At 43.5% G+C, this 18,261-nt stretch carries 18 protein-coding genes; 16 read left to right on the top strand and 2 right to left on the bottom strand.

Annotated elements, in window-relative coordinates; translation table 11 throughout:
* Positions 1 to 49 precede the first annotated feature (49 nt).
* The 6 genes from DWW77_RS13010 to DWW77_RS12985 all read left to right on the top strand — a co-directional run bounded on the left by DWW77_RS13010 (position 50) and on the right by DWW77_RS12985 (position 5,565).
* Positions 50 to 898 carry a S8 family serine peptidase gene (locus DWW77_RS13010; protein ID WP_286188018.1) on the top strand — a complete coding sequence of 283 codons (849 nt, stop codon included), beginning with the start codon at positions 50 to 52 and terminating at the stop codon, positions 896 to 898.
* Between the two features lie 68 nt (positions 899 to 966).
* Positions 967 to 1,098, top strand: a complete 132-nt coding sequence (locus DWW77_RS13005) for a helix-turn-helix domain-containing protein (protein ID WP_118071794.1) — start codon at positions 967 to 969, stop codon at positions 1,096 to 1,098.
* A 24-nt stretch (positions 1,099 to 1,122) separates the two neighbouring features.
* Complete coding sequence (locus DWW77_RS13000; RefSeq protein ID WP_118061855.1) at positions 1,123 to 2,091, top strand: alpha/beta hydrolase; 969 nt, start codon at positions 1,123 to 1,125, stop codon at positions 2,089 to 2,091.
* A gap of 239 nt (positions 2,092 to 2,330) precedes the next feature.
* Complete coding sequence (locus DWW77_RS12995) at positions 2,331 to 3,719, top strand: condensation domain-containing protein (protein ID WP_118608857.1); 1,389 nt, start codon at positions 2,331 to 2,333, stop codon at positions 3,717 to 3,719.
* Positions 3,720 to 3,746: 27 nt separating this feature from the next.
* Positions 3,747 to 3,977, top strand: a complete 231-nt coding sequence (locus DWW77_RS12990) for an acyl carrier protein (RefSeq protein WP_117688436.1) — start codon at positions 3,747 to 3,749, stop codon at positions 3,975 to 3,977.
* A gap of 43 nt (positions 3,978 to 4,020) precedes the next feature.
* Complete coding sequence (locus tag DWW77_RS12985; protein WP_118061856.1) at positions 4,021 to 5,565, top strand: AMP-dependent synthetase/ligase; 1,545 nt, start codon at positions 4,021 to 4,023, stop codon at positions 5,563 to 5,565.
* 62 nt (positions 5,566 to 5,627) lie between these two features.
* On the opposite strand, the gene DWW77_RS12980 is transcribed toward DWW77_RS12985, so the two are convergent.
* Entirely contained in the window at positions 5,628 to 6,206 is a 579-nt protein-coding gene (locus tag DWW77_RS12980) for a TetR/AcrR family transcriptional regulator (RefSeq protein WP_118061857.1), read from the bottom strand.
* 98 nt (positions 6,207 to 6,304) lie between these two features.
* Between DWW77_RS12980 and DWW77_RS12975 the strand changes: the two genes are divergently transcribed.
* The 10 genes from DWW77_RS12975 (at position 6,305) to udk (ending at position 16,975) form a co-directional block, all read left to right on the top strand.
* The gene (locus tag DWW77_RS12975) at positions 6,305 to 6,619 is read left to right on the top strand and encodes a hypothetical protein (protein ID WP_118061858.1); all 315 of its coding nucleotides are present in this window, start codon (positions 6,305 to 6,307) and stop codon (positions 6,617 to 6,619) included.
* 384 nt (positions 6,620 to 7,003) lie between these two features.
* The gene (locus DWW77_RS12970) at positions 7,004 to 7,807 is read left to right on the top strand and encodes a DUF4428 domain-containing protein (RefSeq protein ID WP_118608856.1); all 804 of its coding nucleotides are present in this window, start codon (positions 7,004 to 7,006) and stop codon (positions 7,805 to 7,807) included.
* A gap of 145 nt (positions 7,808 to 7,952) precedes the next feature.
* Positions 7,953 to 9,620, top strand: coding sequence for a histidine kinase N-terminal 7TM domain-containing protein (locus DWW77_RS12965; RefSeq protein WP_118608855.1), 1,668 nt, complete (start codon positions 7,953 to 7,955; stop codon positions 9,618 to 9,620).
* Positions 9,617 to 10,960 carry a sensor histidine kinase gene (locus DWW77_RS12960; RefSeq protein ID WP_286188017.1) on the top strand — a complete coding sequence of 448 codons (1,344 nt, stop codon included), beginning with the start codon at positions 9,617 to 9,619 and terminating at the stop codon, positions 10,958 to 10,960. The genes DWW77_RS12965 and DWW77_RS12960 overlap by 4 nt, the downstream gene beginning before the upstream one ends.
* Positions 10,908 to 11,534 carry a response regulator transcription factor gene (locus tag DWW77_RS12955; RefSeq protein ID WP_118608853.1) on the top strand — a complete coding sequence of 209 codons (627 nt, stop codon included), beginning with the start codon at positions 10,908 to 10,910 and terminating at the stop codon, positions 11,532 to 11,534. Before DWW77_RS12960 ends, DWW77_RS12955 begins: the two co-directional genes overlap by 53 nt.
* A 111-nt stretch (positions 11,535 to 11,645) precedes the next feature.
* The gene (locus tag DWW77_RS12950; protein WP_114001781.1) at positions 11,646 to 12,170 is read left to right on the top strand and encodes a hypothetical protein; all 525 of its coding nucleotides are present in this window, start codon (positions 11,646 to 11,648) and stop codon (positions 12,168 to 12,170) included.
* Positions 12,171 to 12,589: 419 nt separating this feature from the next.
* A complete protein-coding gene (rsxC, locus tag DWW77_RS12945; protein ID WP_118608852.1) occupies positions 12,590 to 14,554 on the top strand; it encodes an electron transport complex subunit RsxC in 1,965 nt (654 codons plus the stop codon).
* A gap of 1 nt (position 14,555) precedes the next feature.
* Positions 14,556 to 15,176 (top strand): methylenetetrahydrofolate reductase C-terminal domain-containing protein, encoded by a 621-nt coding sequence (locus tag DWW77_RS12940; RefSeq protein ID WP_021976351.1) that lies wholly within the window; start codon positions 14,556 to 14,558, stop codon positions 15,174 to 15,176.
* 124 nt (positions 15,177 to 15,300) lie between these two features.
* On the top strand, positions 15,301 to 16,179 hold the full coding sequence (locus tag DWW77_RS12935) for a methylenetetrahydrofolate reductase (protein ID WP_015526188.1): 879 nt from the start codon (positions 15,301 to 15,303) through the stop codon (positions 16,177 to 16,179).
* Positions 16,180 to 16,354: 175 nt separating this feature from the next.
* On the top strand, positions 16,355 to 16,975 hold the full coding sequence (gene udk / locus DWW77_RS12930; RefSeq protein WP_118608851.1) for a uridine kinase: 621 nt from the start codon (positions 16,355 to 16,357) through the stop codon (positions 16,973 to 16,975).
* A gap of 111 nt (positions 16,976 to 17,086) precedes the next feature.
* Here the strand turns inward: udk and DWW77_RS12925 are convergent, their stop codons facing one another.
* The gene (locus tag DWW77_RS12925; RefSeq protein ID WP_044962240.1) at positions 17,087 to 18,220 is read right to left on the bottom strand and encodes an ROK family transcriptional regulator; all 1,134 of its coding nucleotides are present in this window, start codon (positions 18,218 to 18,220) and stop codon (positions 17,087 to 17,089) included.
* Positions 18,221 to 18,261 lie beyond the last annotated feature (41 nt).

Below are 18,261 nucleotides of genomic sequence, written 5' to 3'. Positions count from 1 at the left end.
TTCCCTTCTGGAAAACTATATTGATACTGTTGCGGCCATAGGGCGGACTGTGATCGTTACAGGAACCGGAAATAACGGCAGACAGCCCTGGCATGCAGGAGGAATCCTGCAGCAGGGGAAAACAGAAGAAATCCAGTTGGCGGTGGGAGCTTTTGAGCCCACATTAAATGTACAGCTATGGAAGGATTATGAAGATGAGATGGAAATTTATCTGGAAAGTCCGTCTGGAGAACAGATTGGCCCATTATATGAACGGCTGGGCCCCCAGCGGCATCTGCTGGAAAATACAGAGCTTCTGATCTATTATGGAAAACCCGGTCCATATCAGCTGTCCCAGGAAATCTACATAGATTTCATTCCTGAAGGTAATTATGTGGACAGCGGTGTCTGGAAAGTTCTTTTAAGTGGAAAACATGTGCGTTCCGGACAGTATTTCCTTTGGTTGCCGGGCGGAAATGTACTGAATCGTGGAACCGGGTTTTATTCTCCACGGGCAGTGGGAACCCTGACGATTCCTTCCACTGCTGGAAAAGTTATTTCTGTTGGAGCTTATGATTCCAGACAGAATGCCTACGCAGATTTTTCCGGAAGGGGAAGTCAGTTCCTGCCGATCCGGAAGCCTGACCTCGCAGCTCCCGGCGTATCCATCACCGCCCCGTTTCCAGGCGGTGGCTACGCCACTGTCACCGGAACCTCCTTTGCGGCACCCTTTGTCAGCGGAAGCGCAGCTCTGCTTATGGAGTGGGGAATCGTGAAAGGAAATGATCCGTTTCTTTATGGAGAAAAGGTGAAGGCATACCTGCGGAAAGGCGCACAGCGTGTGGGCGGGTATGAGGAGTATCCGAATGTGGAGGTGGGGTGGGGGAGACTCTGTTTGGAAAGGAGCCTGCCAGATTAAAATATTGTATTTATAGAAAAATATGCTATGATATATACACCATGTGTGTATGTAGAGGCAGAATAAATATGGAAATAAAAGAATTACGCGAAAGCACAGGAATGAACAGAAAAGAATTTTGTGAGTACTTTGAAATTCCCTACAGAATTGTAACAGAATGGGAAAGGGGAACAAGAAAAATGCCAGGATTCTTATTCTAAAATGTGGACTGCGGGGAAATCGTGATGAAGAAAAAATTAATTAAGCCATTTGCAATACTGCTGGCTGTCTTTCTGGGATCACTGGAGGTGGGATGGCGTTTTTTTAATATGGTGGTCTGCTGCAAAAGAGGAGAGCACAAAAAGGAAAGAAAGAAATGGTTTGAACTGTCTCATATCAGGGAAAATCATCCCAGGAATGGTTATGCAAGAGAATATAATGAGAGTAAGGCCTGGTGCCTTGAACAGAAGATGCAGAACTGTTATATCAAAAGCATTGACGGATTAAAACTGCATGCATTATACCTGCCGACAGAATATGCAAAACGGATTGTCATATTAAGCCATGGATATCGTGGCAGCCGTTTTGGCACATTGTCATTCATGGCAAAATATCTGCATGAACATCAGTGTGATGTCCTGTTTATAGAACATCGCTGCTGCGGCGACAGCGAGGGAAAATATATTACCTTTGGAGCAAAAGAACAATGGGATGTGCAGCAATGGGCAGTCTATGTATCTGAACGAAACAAAGAGAAGCTTCCAATTTATCTGTATGGACAGTCCATGGGGGCGGCTGCTGTACTGATGGCAGCAGGACATACACTCCCGGCGGAGGTAAAAGGCCTGATCGCGGACTGTGGTTTTCAGTCTATGGAAGGACAGATGCGTGATATGGCAGCTAACTGGTTCCATTTGCATCATATTCCACTGCTTCTGATGGAACTGGACTGGTTCTGTTCTCTTCTGGCAGGATTTCATATGAAAGATGCAGATACTGCCGAAGCTATGAAAAAAAATACAAGACCGGTTCTCTTTTTCCATGGAGAAAAGGACACCTATGTGTATCCGAATAACTCTTTTCAGAATTATATGCTCTGCAGGGCAGAGAAGGAACTGGTGATCATACCGGGAGCACGGCATCTGTGCAGTGCCTATGTGGATCCGGAACTGTATCAGCGCAAGATGATGGAATTCTTTGAGAAATACGATTAAACGGACATAAAAAATCCTGACCGGGATTTATCAGACATAGTACATAGCAGAAATACACCTTTGAACTGTTATGTTAAATGTATGATAAGTCCCGGTCATTTTTTTGTAAAGTGTTCATTAAGTCCTGGGGGTACTGGTATTTCCTGAGAAGATATGATATTTTTTCACCTGAAGCATATATACAATGTTTTCTGTCTCGGATAAAGAAGAAAAACGGGACAATGGAGGTTATCTATTATATGAGAAATTATTATCCTTTGACGGCAGCTCAGAAGATGCATCATAACTGGATCATGGATTATGGTACACAGCAGGTATCCGGTGTAAGTGTTGTGGCTTCTGTACAGGCAGAACTGGATTTTGGATTATTAAAAAAATGTATTCAGATGGAAACAGAGCGTTCAGGCTGTACCAGAGTCCGTTTTACAAAGCCGGATAAAGATGGAAATGTAAAACAGTATATAGAGAAGCAGGATTCGCGAGATATTGAGCTGAAGGATCTGTCGGGAATGGAAAGTCTGGCAAAGGCAGATGAGCTGATGCAGCAGTGGGCTTATGAAACATTTGACGGAGATAATATCCCGATGTGTGAATTTATTATGTTGAAGCTTCCGGAAGGATACAATGGTTTCTTTTTACATATGGATCACAGACTGATCGATTCCTGTGGGCTTGTAGTTATGATTGAAGACCTGTTCCAATTATATACGCATTACAGATATGGAACAGCCTGCCCACAGGAACTGGTTGATTTTGAGACGGTCCTGAAAAAAGATCTTGCAAAAGCGGGCAATGAAAAGCGTTTTGCAAAAGACAAAAAATTCTGGGATGACCAGCTGGATGCACTGGGTGAGCCGTTATATTCTGATATACAGGGACCGTCTGTACTGGAGGGAGCAAGAAAACGTCATGGAGATCCAAAGCTTCGTGCTTCTGATATTGAAATGAACGAGCTGTTTGTTGCAGTAAAGGATTATCATCTGGAACCGTATGCGACACAGAACCTGATGGATTTCTGTATGAATCATCAACTTTCCATGACGAATCTGCTTCTGCTTGGTGTTCGTACTTATCTGTCAAAAGTAAATAACGGACAGGAAGATATTACGATCCAGAATTTTATATCCAGACGTTCTACCCATGACGAATGGACTTCAGGGGGAAGCAGAACCATTATGTTTCCGTGCAGAACAGTGATCTCACCGGAGACAGATTTTCTTTCGGCAGCTTATGAAATCCAGAATATGCAGAATCGAATTTATATGCACAGCAATTACGATCCGGCACTTATCGTGGATGAGATGAGAAAGAGATACCATACACCGGAGCATACCAGCTATGAAAGCTGCTATCTGACCTATCAGCCAATGCCGGTGAAGGTGGAGAATGAAATGCTTGGGACTGTTCGTCAGCATGCCAAATGGTTTGCAAATGGTGCCGCAACCAAAAAAATGTATCTGACCGTATCTCATACTGAGGATGGCGGCATGAACTTCTCCTATCATTATCAGACTGCTCATCTGGAAGAGCATGACATGGAACTGCTTTATTATTATATGATGCGTATTCTTTTTAAGGGGATCGCAGAGCCGGATATGAGCATCGGAGAGATTATGGAACAGGTATAGAAATCAAAAATACGAGGAGGAAATGGAATGAATCAGGAAATGGAATTTAAAAATATTGTAGCGCAGTACAGCAAAGTGAAACCGGAGGAGATGACGGGGAAAATGAGATTCCGTGAGGATCTGGGATTCACTTCTCTGGATTTCATGTCTTTTCTGGGAGAGCTTGAGGATACCTTTGACATTGAACTTGAGGAAACCGAAGTGACCCAAATTACAACTCTTGAAGAGGCGCTTAAGCTTCTGGAGGAGCTTCAGTAAGAATGAAGCTGTTGTCTGCAGAAAAGTGAAGGAGGAGAAAAACATGCTGATCAGGGATATATTAGAAGAAAGTGTACAGAAATTTGGCGAAGTCAAAGCAGTAAAATGGCTTAACAGGAAAGAAGTTCTGGAGAGAAGTTACAGCGAAATATTGAGAAACGTGATTTCCACCAGAAAAGGACTTCTTGCAGAAGACTTTGCAGGAAAGCATATTGCATTGATCGGAACCAGTTCTGTAGAATGGATCGAAAGTTATCTGGGAATTATTACAGGATGTATTACAGCGGTGCCGCTGGACGCAGCACTCCCATGTGAAGAACTGATCGATCTGATAAACCGATCCGATTCTGAAGCACTCTTCTTAAGTCCGAAACACAGACCTTATCTGGAAGCGTTCCTTGCAAACTGTCCGAAACTCCAGAAAGTATGGATGCTTCAGGAAGAGGTGGAGGATGTACCTTCAGGCGTGTACAGTATCAATGAGCTGAGAAACACAGGAATTAACGCATCAGCAGATGCTTCCTGCCCGTCAGCAGAAGATATTGCGACGATTATCTTTACGTCCGGAACGACAGGAAAGAGCAAAGGGGTTATGCTGACACAGAATAATCTGGCATCTAATGTTGAGGCAGTTAAGATTTCAGCAGAACCCGGAACTGCCATGCTCAGTGTACTTCCAATCCATCATGCATTCTGTCTTGTCATGGACTGGCTGAAAGGTTTTTCTCAGGGAGCAACTATCTGTATTAATGACTCTCTGCTTCATATGGTCAGAAATATGAGCATTTTTAAACCCGATATCATGCTCATGGTTCCGATGATGATTGAAACAATTTATAAGAGACTGGCAGCAGCTGATCCACAAATCCCGAAGGCAGTTCTTGCAGAAAAAGTTTTCGGTGGAAAACTGCAGACGATTTTTACCGGTGGCGCACATCTGGATCCGTACTATATTGATCGTTTTGCAGAGTATGGTGTTCAGATTCTGGAAGGATATGGCATGTCGGAATGTTCTCCTGTTATCAGTAATAATACGCCGGAAAATCATAAGCCGGGTTCTATTGGAAGACCACTTGAGAATGTGGAGATAAGATTTGAAAATGGTGAGATTCTGGTAAAAGGCACAAGTGTTATGAAAGGGTATTATCAGATGCCGGACGAGACAGCTGAAACACTGAAAGATGGCTGGCTGCATACTGGCGACAAGGGTTATATGGATGAAGATGGATATCTCTTTATTAATGGCCGGGTGAAAAATCTGATCATTCTATCCAATGGAGAAAATGTATCTCCGGAAGAAATCGAGAACAAGCTTGCACTGAATCCGCTTGTGGGTGAAGTTATTGTAACAGGTGAGGACAATGGTCTTACAGCCCGAATTTATCCGGAACAGGCAGTTGTGGAGGCAAAGGCACTGGATACGGAGATGATTCGTTCACAGCTTCAGGAATTTCTGGATGAATACAATAAAAATCAGCCGACCTACCGTCGTATTACAGGTCTGGTGATCCGGAAAAATCCGTTTATACGCAGCACGACAAAGAAAATCAGGAGACAGGATGTCCTGATCGATGAGCCACAGGCATAATAAAAACCCGTTTGAGTGAATTGCTCAGACGGGTTTTGCTATGCTGTTTATATGCAGGACACTCAGGATAAAAGAGGCAGCATGCCAGACAGGAAAATCTGAGTCAGAATTCCTGCAATTACTTCTGGTGCAAGATCAAAATTATCCCTTGTCCATTTGTGAAGGACACCGATCGTACTGCCGATCGCACAGGTGATCACGTAAGATATTTCCTCTTTTGTATGTCTGCCGGGTCTGGCACTGGAGGTAGTAGCGGTGACATAGTGATGAAGCATAGTCAGCATTTTTTCGAATAGATCATTCCCGTGAGGTGTACTCAGAAGACTGGAAAGAAAAGGATTTTCCATTGTATAGCGGCAGATCGTCAAAAAATAGGACTGACAGATATCGCGGTCATTTTCAGGATGAAATTTTTCCATTATGGAGAAAACATCATGGATCGTCTTTTCTTCAACAGCAGATACAAGAGAGGGGATGTCCTGATAATGATTATAAAAAGTGCTTCTCGCGATACCAGCTGTTTTTGTGATATCGGATACAGTGATCTGGTCAGGAGTTTTTTTCTTTATTAGTTTAAAAAAAGCGCCCAGGATGGCTTCATCTGCCACAGAATATCTTTCGTCAGGAACTGGATTTTGCATAGTCGCTTCCCTCCCATAGCTTATCAGCATTCTTGAATAAAGTATAACACAAATCCATTTCTTTATATAGTAAAGAAAAAGCGGAATGTGAAAAGCGATTGGAGCAAATAAAAACTCAGAACCTTCAGGGGTATGAAGAATATCGAAATGGGGAAATTACTCGAGATCAGTTCGCTTCAACCAAAACTCAACTGGAAAAAGAGAAACTAAATTTACAGAAACGTATTCAAGAAGTTGAAAATCTAATCGGTGATGAGAAAGAAATATTGTTGAAGAAAAACATACCGGTTGATCAGATGATTGAATTTATGGGATTTGAAAAGTTGACACCGGAAGTGCTTCAAAAATATGTAAAAGCCATTTATATGCATGATGATGGAAGGATAGAGATGTGTTGGAAAGAATTGAAATAATAGATTTTGTAGTCTTTATACAACATCCACTATATGAAAGTCTATAGCATTTATATAACGTCCACCCCTGTATTTTTGTAACCTTAATGAAACGTCCTCTGTATGAAAACAACGGTTTTATGGGAAAAAAACGCAAAAAAAATAGTAAAAACTTTGTGGTTTTTACTTGACATCCTCGGGACGGTTGTGTCTGGCAGAGAGTATCCCATACGGTATATCCTGAACATATAGAAATGGACAGGATTTTTAGATACGATCCTGAGATCCTGCCATTGATGTGGAGATGAATTCAGTTACTGTCAGAGGTGCTAGTGCAAATATTGAAGCATTCACGCATAATGTAGATAAACAAAAACACAACTATAAAAAGAAGGAGGATAGGGTATGGGGTTATTTGATAAGAAGATCTGTGATATCTGCGGAGAGAAAATAGGTTTATTGGGAAACAGAAAACTGGATGACGGAAATCTGTGTAAGGATTGTGCAAAAAAATTGTCACCATGGTTTGAAGACCGACGACACAGTACGGTGGAGGATATCAAACGTCAACTGGAATATCGTGAAAAAAACAAAAAAGCCGTAATGGATTTTTGTATAACCCGTCAGATCAATACCAGAAATTATAATGTTTTTATTGATGATAATAAGGGGAATTTTACTGTTGCACGGAAGCTGGATGTCAATGAAAATCCGGACATAGTTCCTTTATCCGCTGTTGTGCAGTGCAGAGTTGATGTAGAGCGACAGCAGAACGAGGAAACATATACAACAAAGGATGGAGAAACCGTAAGCTATCAGCCACCGGTATATAAGTATGAATTTGATTATACTATGCGTATTAAAGTAAAAACTCCATGGTTTGATGATATGGATTTTCGTCTGAATACTTTTTCCATAAGCAGCGATAACAGAGGCGAATTGATGGAAGTGGAGCAGACAGGTCATCAGATCATAGCCGCTTTGACACCAAATGCGGCTGGAATGCAGCAGTCCGGAATGAACATGAACAGTGGAATGCAGCAGCCTGGGATGAATATGAACAGTGGAATGCAGCAGCCTGGGATGAACATGAACAGTGGAATGCAGCAGTCGGGAATGCAGCAGCCCGGCGGTTTGTGGAAATGTCAGTGCGGTGCAGAGAATACCGGAAGGTTCTGCGAATACTGTGGCCAGCCAAGACCATTTTGAGTGATGATAGACAGAGTGGACAGAATTGTTCACTCTGTTTGTGACAACAGGGTTGAGAATAGATGATTTTTCTGAAAACTATATAATAAAATAGAGTTTTATAGTATACTTGTCACAGGGATGTATTAATGAGAGAGGAATTTTCATGACATACAATAAAAAAAGGGCACTGTCGTATGGAGGAATCCTGATAAGTGTATTGCTGGCGTATTTCTGCAGGCTGGTAAGACCGGAAAATGTTTTTATGAGAAATCTGGCAGATCAGTGTCGTAACTGTATTTATCTGGGAATGTATTGTGCCTGGGTGATCTATTTGGAAAAGCATGTAGTGCATAGAAAAACGCGCAGATGCCTGACTGCAATTGGCTGTCTGATGGTATTCTGGTTCTTTGTGCGGACGGTAAAATTTCATATTCTTCATGATCCGCTTGGAGAACATATCTGCTGGTATCTGTATTATATCCCGATGATCCTGATCCCGGTCCTTGGACTGGCAGCAGCGATGTTTCTAGGGGAAAAGGATGGAGAGAAAACAGTCAGAAAAATTATTGCCTTGCTTGCTTTTGCGGTGGTTTTGATCATCAGTGTTTTTACAAATGATCTGCATCAGCTGGTGTTTAGGTTTTCCGGGCGGCCGCCGCTTTCGGATAGAGATTACAGCTATGGTATTCTTTTTATAGTGATCCAGGGATGGATCATATTTTGCCTGATATGGATGGAAATTATACTGATCAGAAAAAGCAGGATTCCGGGAAGGAAGCAATTTTGGCTGCCTGTCATTCCGGGAATATTGCTGCTGGGATGGAATATCGGGAATTTACTCCGTCTGCCCCTGATCAAAACAATTGCCGGGGATATGACAGCAGTATGCTGCCTTTTAATGGCGGCAATTTATCAGGGGTGTATATTATGCGGCCTGATACAGACAAATAATCGATATTTTGAATTATTCCAGACCTCCGGAGGACTGGATGCAGAGATTACGGATGATTCTTTTCAGCGTTATTATCATTCCGGTGATTTTCCGGAGCTGTCACCGGAACTGCGTAAAATTGTAATAAACAGATCCTCTGTACAGGAACAGGGAATCCGGATCAACCATATTCCTATAAGAGGAGGGCATTTGTTCTGGTCGGAAGATATTTCAGTACTTTTGGATCAGTATCAGGATATCCGGGAACAGCAGGAGGAGTTGACTGCCAGAAATCGTCTGCTGCAGAAAACCTATCAGAAAGAGGCTGAGCGAAGAAAAACGGAAGAACAGAACCGGCTTCTGAACATGATACAGAATCAGACAGCCGGGCAGCTGGAATTGCTGTCACAGCTGATGGATGAGTTGGAAAGAACGGAGTCAAGGGAACACTATGACCGGATCCTGGGAAAGATCGTGGCTGTTGGTACATATTTAAAGAGAAGAAAAAATCTGGTATTGACACAATATGCATCAGACGGAAATCTGCTTACAATGGAGGATCTCAGACAGAGTCTTGCGGAATCCTGTGACAGCTTAAAATTATGCAAGATCCGGGCGGCTTATTATGTCGAAAATGGGGAAGTGCAGCTGAATGCAGATGATATACTGAAATGCTATGATACCTTTGAATGGCTTGTGGAACGATTGTTTGATACAATGCAGTCTGTTTTTTACCGTGTGTCGCAGATCGATGATGCTCTGCGGATCTCAGTTCATATTGTAGCAAAAGCAGATCTGCGGGGATTAATGTCAGAAAGACCGGAATTAAATGTGCAGCAGGAAGATGAAAACGAATGGTTTATCGGATGTATCGTATGCAGAAAGAGAGGCGGAAGATGACTGATTTTGCGGAATGCAGTATGGCAATGCAGGATTTTCTGATGATCCTTCTTGAAATCTGCCTGATTCTGGAATTGATCCTTCTGTTGATAAGGATAACCTGTTTTTACGGGAAAAAGAAAATTATAACAGCAGTGACTGTTTTTGCAGTTTCTTTTATGCTTATGGGCTTTCTGATGAATGATCACAGATATTGCCAGGATGAAAGCGCATATCAGCTAATGCTCCGGGGGTGTCCGGTCAGTGTTTTGATGGCAGCGATGGTGGTATTGGTGATTTATCTTTGCTGGGCAATCTGTAGAGAGAGACGCAGATATCAACATTCTCTGTCTTACTGGTCCGTGAATGAAGCGGTTGATGATGTTCCCTGTGGGGTGTGTTTTTCGGATCCTCTTGGAAGGATCGTTTTGTGCAACACCAAGATGCAGGAGCTGAGCAGGATAATGACAGGCTCCTATCTGCAGGATTATGAGGCATTGCGTAAAGTAATAGATGGAGGATCCGAAGCAGAGGGACTTTGCAGATTAAGCAGCGACAGTAATGTATTTTATTTTCCGGATGCTTCCGTCTGGATGTTTCAGGAATATCGTCTGCAGGAGCCGGATTGTGCAGGATATCTGCAGACAGTGGCAGTTAATGTATCAGAAATTTATTACAATGGTGAAAAGATCAGAGCAAATAATGAAAAGCTGGAAATCCTGAATCATAAGCTGGAGGAAATGTATGAAAGGATCGGAGATAAAATAAGAGAGCAGGAGACACTTGCCATGAAAATGCAGGTTCATGACAATTTTGGCCGAAGCCTTCTGTCAATACGCAGGATATTGGAAAGAAAAGAAAATCAGGATAAAATGGATGAACAGCTATCTGCACTAAAGCATCTGGTCTATATTCTTACAGATTCTTCTGTTGAGAATATGGAAGAATTATGCGCGGATACGATCAGGCATGCAGAAGAACTTGGAATTTATGTTCAGATCAGCGGGAATTTCCCTCAGCATCCCTCCTACAGGCTGCTGACAGACAGAGCGATCCGTGAATGTGTGACAAATTGTGCCAGACATGCCCATGGAAGTACAGTTCTGGTGAAGATAGAAAAAGGTGCAAATGAATACAGCATCCGGATAATGAATGATGGAGATGCACCTGAAAAAAATGCAGAAGAAGGTGGTGGTCTGTCTGCACTGAGAAAAGCTGCGGAGTCAGAGAAATGTATTATGCAGGTTTCTTTTTCGCCGGAGTTTTGTCTGGTGTTGAAAATGCCACTGACAGAAAGGATGGGAGTCTATGGTACGGATACTGATAGTAGAAGATCAGAGGATCATGCAGAAGTATTTTGAAAGTATTATTATGCGGGAACCGGAATTCCGACATGTCCAGACAGTTTCGGATGCCTGTGAAGCTGTAAAGATCTGCTCTTACTCGGCAATTGATCTTGTGCTTATGGATGTGCAGACATTTCATAATCATGATGGGCTGGGTGCCGGAAAGATCATCAGGGAAAAATATCCATATACAAAGGTATTGGTTGTTACCTCGCTGATCGATCCCAAGGTGCTGGAAAGAGCAAAGAGCGGATGTGCAGACAGTCTATGGTATAAGGATCACGGTGAAGAGGAAATACGGAGTGTGATCTACAGAACGTTAAATGGGGAGCATGTATTTCCGGATGTGGCACCGGAGGTGGAACTTAACTGGATCACAAGCGGTGATATCAGTCCCAGACAGCTGGAGATGCTGCGCCTGTATATTCACGGGATGTCATATTCCGAGATCGCAAGGAAAATGGACTGTTCTGCTTCCGGGGTGAGATGGAATTTTCAGGAAATGATCGCCAAGGCGGGATATAGCTGCAAAGAGGATCTGATAGCAGCTGCACTGGAAAGTAAACTGATCGTAACCACACTGAAATAGAAGATCCACAGAATGCAGAAACATATTCAGACAGGGAGAGTTTGGCGTGAGCTGACGGAGCATTCACAAATATATCATAAGATTTTAAATAATAGGAAAGAGGAAACAGACATGAGCGATTTTTTGACAGAAAAAAATAAAAAAACAGGAATACTGGGGAAACTGAAATGGGTTCTTTGTGGCTTTTTTATACTTTTTTCCCTGGGAGCTATTGGCGCATCGGAGAAGTATATTGGTGAAGGACGCTGGGGAATGGCAGCAACAGAGATCATACTTGGATTGCTGTTTCTGTATCCAACTTTCCGGGAAATACAAAAAGCATTAAAGAAGAAAAAAGCCGGAGAAATCGCCTGCTGGTTTGAATCCTATGCCCAGAATACTGTCTCATTTGAAAAGCTTGAGCAGGAACTGGGAAAAGGTGCAGTGAAAAAGCTGGAAAAATTTATTGCGGGAGGATATATCCGGAATATCCAGATAGACAGAGAAGGAAATTATATTATGATCACTGCGCCGAACAGACGCGTAAATGAGAAGATCTATATTACAGTTACCTGCCCCAGCTGTGGTGCAAAGAATCAGGTAATAAAAGGTCGTCTGAGCACCTGTGAATATTGCGGACAGCGTCTTACCCCATGACAAAAGACACCTTTCGGATCTGCCCTGTTAAAAGTAAAATCTTTGTGCAATATGCTCAATGCATAAAAAGGATATTTTATAAACAAAATTATATAAGTTGCACACAACTAACGCATGCGGCATAACAGAAGTTGTACAAATATCCGTACACCCATAGACGATTGGGATGAAATCATAGAATAAATTTATAAAAATAGCTAATAAAACTGGATAATATGTTCAAATTATGGTACATTTATTGTAGCAGTCAGAGGAAATACTGCGGCCTTTTTTTGGACCGGGATTTTCGAAGGGCTGAACAAATAACAAAGAACTTATTTATTTGGTTTTATTGTTTCTTTCCTGGGAGTGCAGAGAAGGAGGGAACGGATAAGAGCAGATAATCATAAGGATATAATCTTTATAAGGAAGGTGAGCAATTGGAAAACTATACTAAGTACAAGCTGAAAAGCAGTGATGAGCTTGCATCAGTGCTGAACGGCAGGGACAATCTGTTTGTAATCGCCTGTAACAAGTGTTTCAAGGAATTTGAGACCGTTGACGAACCGGATTGCGAGGAATTCCTGAAATTTGCTGCGGAGCAGGGAAAAACCGTCACAGGCAGTGCGAAACTCGATTTTCTGTGCAACAAGATGCACACAGAAAGAAAATTACAGGATCTGCTGCCGGAAGGTACAGAGAATGTAGTTGTGATCTCCTGCGGTCTTGGTATTCAGACTGTTGCTGATCTGGCCGGTAAGCCGGTGATCGCAGCAAGTAATACCCTTAACTACAGAGGTCATCACGGCATGGCACTTACCAAAAAGAGCTGTGATGCATGTGCACAGTGCTATCTGAACATTACCGGAGGCGTCTGTCCTATCGTCGACTGTTCCAAGAGTCTTGTGAACGGACAGTGCGGCGGAGCAAAGAACGGGAAATGTGAAGTGGATCCTAACAAGGACTGCGCATGGGAAAAGATCTACCAGAGACTGGCAAAACAGGGTCGTCTGGAAGAGTTCCTGAACCAGCCGGTACAGGTACGTGATTACTCCAAGGTTAACTTTAAGGTGATCAATGATTACGTGAAGTCTATCAGAGAGGACAGACTGAACGGATACTATGGTGGCGTTCATCCGTCAGAGCACAAGGAATTCAGCGAGCATATCGATCTGAAGAAATTCCCGGATCCGAAGACGGTTGTGATCTCCATGTCCCAGCATCTTGGTGCACCTGCCAACCCGATCGTGGAAGTAGGCGACACAGTAAAGGTTGGACAGAAGATCGGAGAAGCTGCCGGATTTATCAGCGCACCGGTACATTCCAGTGTAAGCGGAACCGTAGTTGCGGTTGAGCCACGTATGCATGGTACAAGAGGCAGTGAGGTGATGGCAGTTGTCATCGAATCCGACGGAAAAAATACTCTGCACGAATCCGTACAGCCACATAAAGCCCTGGACGAACTTACACCGGATGAGATCATTGAGATCGTAAAAGAAGCCGGAATCGTTGGTATGGGTGGTGCAGGTTTCCCGACCTGTGTCAAGCTGAAACCTGCAAAACCGGTTGATACCATCCTTCTCAACGGATGTGAGTGTGAGCCATATTTAACAGCAGACCATAAGGTTCTCCTTGAGTTTGCTGATGATATTATTTTCGGTCTGAAAGCGATCCTCAAGACAACAGGTGCTGAGAAGGGCATCATTGTCATCGAGGATAACAAGCAGGATGCGATCGAATTAATGCAGGAAAAAGTTGCCGATATCGGAAATATGGAAGTTTTTGTTGCAAGAACCAAATACCCGCAGGGTGCTGAGAAAACTCTCATCAAGCGTGTCATGGGCAGAAAGGTTCCAAGCGGCGGCCTTCCGGCAGATGTTGGCGTTATCGTAGATAATATCAGTACTGTAAAAGCGATCTCCGATGCGATCCAGAAGGGTATGCCGCTGATCGAGCGTGTTGCAACCGTAACAGGCGAGAAGATCAAGAATCCTGGCAACTTTATCATCAAGATCGGTACCAGCGTAAAAGAGCTGATCGATTACTGCGGTGGATTTACAGATGACGATGTTCTGGTCAAGATGGGCGGACCTATGATGGGATTCCCTCTGAACACTCTGGAGGTACCTATGATGAAGGGCTCCAACGGTATCATCGCCATTGATACAGATGAGACCAAAGAGCAGCCATGTATCAAGTGCGGACGCTGTGTGGACGTATGTCCGATGGAACTTTCTCCTCTGTATTTCGTAAAATATGCGAAAGAAGAGAACTGGCAGGGCATGAAGGACATGAATGTCATGGACTGTGTTGAGTGCAGATGCTGTCAGTATATCTGTTCTTCCAAGATTCCGATCATTAACAGTATCAAAGCCGGAAAAAATGCAGTAAGGGGGATGAAGTGATATGTTGATTACCCAGTTAAAAGCAAAAGAAACTATCGTATCACTGGCAGCCGGAAAGAAAGTTTTTATCATCAACTGCCATGGATGCAAGGAAGTTCGTTTTCCGGAAAAAGAAGCTGTTGAACTTCAGAAGGAGCTTTCCGCTGAAGGAAATGTGACAGGGATCATGACAACGGATTATATCTGTAATCCGGAAAATATGCAGTTACGTCTTCAGAAACACATGGATAAGATCAGGGAAGCGGATCTGGTCCTGGTATTCTCCTGTGGTGTTGGTGTACAGACCATCGCAGAATATCTGGAAGACAAGATGGTATGCGCAGCCTGCGATACATACCCGGTACCTGGTTTCCAGGGTGTAACACCGTTAGAATATAAATGTGACCAGTGTGGTGAGTGTTATCTGAACCTTACCGGCGGGATCTGCCCGATCACAGCATGCTCCAAGAGTCTTGTCAACGGCCAGTGCGGCGGTTCCAAGAATGGTAAATGCGAAGTGGACAGTGACATGGAGTGTGGATGGGAGCGCATCTACAGACGTCTGAAAGAGATCGGACGCCTTGACGCACTGAAATGCCCGACACAGATCCATAATTTCGCTACAGATGATGAAGTGAAATAATAAGCAAAGATTTATTAAGAAGCCAAATTAAATTATGATACGGTTTACCGGAAATATTCCGTAATGTGTATTGCAGAGCAGGTGGGCCGTACCCCAAATTTTAAATGATTGGAGCAAATATAATATGAAAATGAAAGAATTATTCGACCGTGGTGAATTTGTAGTTTCTGCAGAAGTAGGACCGCCAAAAGGGATCCATGTAGACGAACTGGTAGAGGAAGCCAAAACTTATCTGAAAGGCGTTCATGCAGTCAATGTAACAGATAACCAGTCTTCTGTAATGCGTCTTGGATCTCTTGCAATGTGTAAAGTCCTCAAAGATGCAGGCATGGACCCGATCTTCCAGCTGGCATGCCGTGACAGAAACCGTATCGCACTGGAGTCTGATCTTTTAAGTGCAGCTATGCTTGGTATCGAGAATATCCTCTGCCTCACAGGTGACCACACAAAGATGGGCGACCATCCGCAGGCAAAACCGGTATTTGACCTTGATTCTGTATCTCTTCTTCATACAGTACAGCTTCTTGAGTCCGGTGTAGACCTTGGTGGAAACCAGCTCGTTGGTGAGCCTCCGAAATTCTCCAAGGGTGCCGTTGTATCTCCATGCAGCGATTCCGTTGACGCTCAGCTTGCAAAGATGGAAAGAAAGGTTGCTGCAGGTGCAGACTACTTCCAGACACAGGCTGTATTTGAGCCGGAGAAATTCATCAAATTTATGGAAAAAGCAAAACAGTTCGGAAAACCGGTACAGGTTGGTATCATCATTCCGAAGTCTGCTGGAATGGCTAAGTTCATGAACAACAACGTTGCCGGCATTCATGTTCCGGATGAGATGATCGAGGAGCTGAAAGCTGACAAAGAGAAGACAAAAGCTGGTATCACAGGTGTTGAGATCGCTGCACGTATCATCAAAGAGTGCAAGCCATACTGCCAGGGTGTACATATCATGGCACTGGGATGGGAGTCCAAGATCCCGGCACTTCTGGAGCAGGCTGAGATCTGATCAGAACGATTGCTTTATAAAAAATAACCAGAAAAGCTGTCCGGAACCGGATGCAGGAGATGCACACCGACCGGGCAGCTTTTGTGTAAGAAAAAGCTTCTTTATACGGAAAAACTCTTCGGGAAGCCTGCGGGATCCACAGCGGAAGAATTCTAGCTTAAGAGGTAAAGAGACGATGGAAAGTATTATTATCGGGATCGCCGGAGGGTCAGGCTCCGGCAAATCTACATTTACAAACAGACTGAAGAAGCATTTCGGAGACGATGTGGTGGTAATCTATCATGATAATTACTACCGCAGACAGGACGGAATTCCCTTTGAAGAACGTGTGAAGGTGAATTACGATCACCCGGATTCACTGGAAACCGATCTTCTGGTAGAGCATCTCAAAGAACTCAAGGAGGGCAAAACCATCCAATGTCCGGTATACGATTACAGTCAGCACAACCGCTCCGACAAAGTGCTGAAGATCGAACCAAGACCGGTCATTCTGGTAGAGGGAATCCTGCTTCTTGCAGATCCGCGTATCCGAGATCTTCTGGATATCAAGGTTTATGTGGAAGCAGATGCAGATGAGAGGATCTTAAGACGGATCTCCAGAGATGTGGAGGAACGTGGACGGGATTTAAATGGAATCATCGATCAGTATCTTACCACAGTAAAACCGATGCATTATCTGTATGTGGAGCCTACACGTGCGAAAGCAGATATTGTGATCCACAGCGGTAAGAATAATGTGGCCTTTGATCTGTTTGTGTCAAAGATCGGGCAGCTGCTGAAGGAACTGAAAAAATAATAAGTAAAATAAAAAAAGCATGTCATACTCTAGGACAGAGCGGATCAGGTTGTATCCGTCTGGCTGTGTATGACATGCTTTTTTGACCGGTTCAGGTGAATATGTCTGTATTCACACGCTCTGTGTAAATTTCTCTACATAATATAAAGCTGCACCAATGGCAGGTGTATACTGCCCGTGGGTGCCGACCAGAATCTGGCTTCTGTCCAGGGTGAATGGTGCGTCTGTGTTGATGTGTTCTAACAGATAATTAATATCTTCTTCTGTAAAATAAGGTGCCAGATATCCGCTGATGATGATCGGTGCATCGATGATCAGGTTCAGATTTTTCATGGCAAAGGCCAGATGGTTCAGATAATCTTCCCAGTGCTCAGCAAGCCGGGGGGATTTTTTTTCGCGGAGCAGAGGGAAAAATTCCTTCACAGGCATCCCGGCAGACTGTTCCAGAGCGTTGGCAGAGCAGTAGGTTTCCAGACAGCCATGGTTTCCGCAGTAACATAAAGGGCCGTCAGGATTGACGCACATATGCTCAAGGGTTCCGCTGTGCATGGAACTTCCCTGATGAATTTGATGATTGGTGATAATGGCACCGCCCAGGTTTCGGTTCAGAAGGAACACGACAGCACTGTCAAGCTCCGGGTGATTCCACAGCTCCAGAAAAGCAGCGGATTTGGAATCATGTTCCAGATGGCAGGGGTAAGGAAGATGCCGGGAAAAATCCTCCAGTTTCATTCCGGTATTGTTCATGATGTTTCCGTAGATCACAGTGGAATTATCCGGAGAAGTGATCCCCTGTGTGGCAATGGAAATACCCAGGATCTTTTCATTCGGATAGTGATTTTCTGCGATGAATTTTCGTACTTTATCGGTCAGCTGTCTGTAATATTCTTCTGTGTTGGAATAGGGAAGAGCAATGGTTTCTGTATAAAAGGCATTTCCATATAAGTCGATTGCTGTGATATGGAACATGTTTTTCAGGATCCCGATTCCAATGGAAATCCGGAAATCCGAGACGATCTGGATGGCCTGGGCCTTTCGACCACCTGTGGAATCAAAATATCCGTTTCTGTCAATAAGCCCTTCTTTTTCCAGCAGGTTCAGGTTCTGGCTTACGGTGGAAAGCCCCATCTGAAGATCCTGGACGATCTGCATTTTGGAAGTCTGGTGTGTTTTGTATATATATTGGTAAACCTTGGAGCGGTTTATTTTTTTTAAATTGATGGTGGTTAATCCTTTTTCACTCATGAGATTCTCCTGATAAAAGTAATTATAGATATGTTTAAGTC

This window comes from Ruminococcus sp. AF17-12 (genome assembly GCF_003479245.1).
GTDB classification, from domain to species: Bacteria; Bacillota; Clostridia; order Lachnospirales; family Lachnospiraceae; genus Blautia_A; species Blautia_A fusiformis.
This window is presented reverse-complemented; position numbering and strand designations above follow the sequence as displayed.